This window comes from Conexibacter sp. CPCC 205762 (genome assembly GCF_030646155.1).
In the GTDB taxonomy this organism is placed as follows: domain Bacteria; phylum Actinomycetota; class Thermoleophilia; order Solirubrobacterales; family Solirubrobacteraceae; genus Conexibacter.
Map to the genome: position 1 here is coordinate 1 of NZ_JAUTDN010000099.1, position 1,394 is coordinate 1,394.

Consider the following 1,394-nt stretch of genomic DNA (forward strand, 5'->3'; position numbering starts at 1 on the left):
CAGAACCGTCTGGAGCACACGTACAACAACCTGTCCGTGTACCAGGAGAACCTCTCGGCCTCTGAGTCGCGCATCCGCGACGTGGACATGGCTTCCGAGATGGTCAACTTCACGAAGAACAACATCCTGCAGCAGGCCGGCACGTCGATGCTGGCGCAGGCCCAGCAGGCGCCGCAGGCCGTCCTCTCGCTGCTGCGCTAGGACGCTGACGCATCAGAGGCGAGCGGCGCGGCCGCTCGCCTCTCTTCTTTGTTCAGCCGCGGGACGGAGCCCTAAAGGTCCGTGGCGCGCGGCCGATGATCTGTGAGAGAAGCGGGTGACATGGAGTCGCCCCGGGACGATCAAGGAGATCGGCATGTCCCTTCGCATCAATACGAACGTCGAGGCGTTCAACGCGCATCGCAACCTCGAGGGCACCAGCAACAAGCTGGCCAAGAGCATGGAGCGCCTCTCGTCTGGCTTCCGCATCAACCGCGCCGCTGACGATGCCGCGGGTCTCGCGATCTCGGAGAAGCTGCGTGGTCAGATCGGCGGCCTGGCGCAGGCGCGTCGCAACGTGCAGGACGGCATCTCGCTCGTGCAGACGGCGGAGGGTTCGCTGACCGAGGTCCACAGCATGCTGCAGCGCTCGCGCGAGCTCGCCGTGCAGTACGGCAACGGCACGCTGGCGAGAGAGGACAGAGCGGCGATCGCCTCCGAGGTCGACCAGCTGTCGGCCGAGATCGCGCGCATCCGCGACACGGCGCAGTTCAACGGCATCAGACTGCTCGACAGAACGCAGACGATCACGTTCCAGGTCGGCGCCAACGACGCCGAGCAGATCACGGCGAGCAGCTCGGACCTCAACACCGCCGCTCCGAGAATCGACCTCACCAGAGCGACCGCGATCGCCGACATCGACAGAGCGATCGGCCTTGTCTCCGACATGCGCTCCTCGTTCGGTGCGGTGCAGAACCGTCTGGAGCACACGTACAACAACCTGTCCGTGTACCAGGAGAACCTCTCGGCCTCTGAGTCGCGGATTCGTGACGTGGACATGGCGGCTGAGATGGTCAACTTCACGAAGAACAACATCCTGCAGCAGGCCGGCACGAGCATGCTCGCGCAGGCCCAGCAGGCCCCGCAGGCCGTCCTCTCGCTGCTGCGCTAGGACACATCACCTTCGCCCTCCGGGGCGTCATAACCGGTTCATCGAGGGACCGACACAAGGGAGGCGAGCGGCCGTGTGCCGCTCGCCTCTTCTTGTCGTCCAGGGCTGACCCCTCGTCTCAAGGTTCCTGGCACGTCGCCGATCATCAGTGAGAGAAGCGGGTGACATGGAGTCGCCCCGGGACGATCAAGGAGATCGGCATGTCCCTTCGCATCAATACGAACGTCGAGGCGTTCAACGCGCA

General features: G+C 64.6%; 2 protein-coding genes. Both read left to right on the forward strand.

Features of this window, described 5'->3' with window-relative positions; all coding sequences use genetic code 11:
• A partial coding sequence (locus Q7L73_RS28575) for a flagellin (RefSeq protein ID WP_304715801.1) occupies positions 1–201 on the forward strand: 201 nt, incomplete at its 5' end.
• A gap of 154 nt (positions 202–355) precedes the next feature.
• Positions 356–1,150: a flagellin gene (locus tag Q7L73_RS28580; RefSeq protein WP_304693765.1), complete on the forward strand. Its 795-nt coding sequence runs from the start codon at positions 356–358 to the stop codon at positions 1,148–1,150.
• The last annotated feature ends 244 nt before the right edge of the window (positions 1,151–1,394 follow it).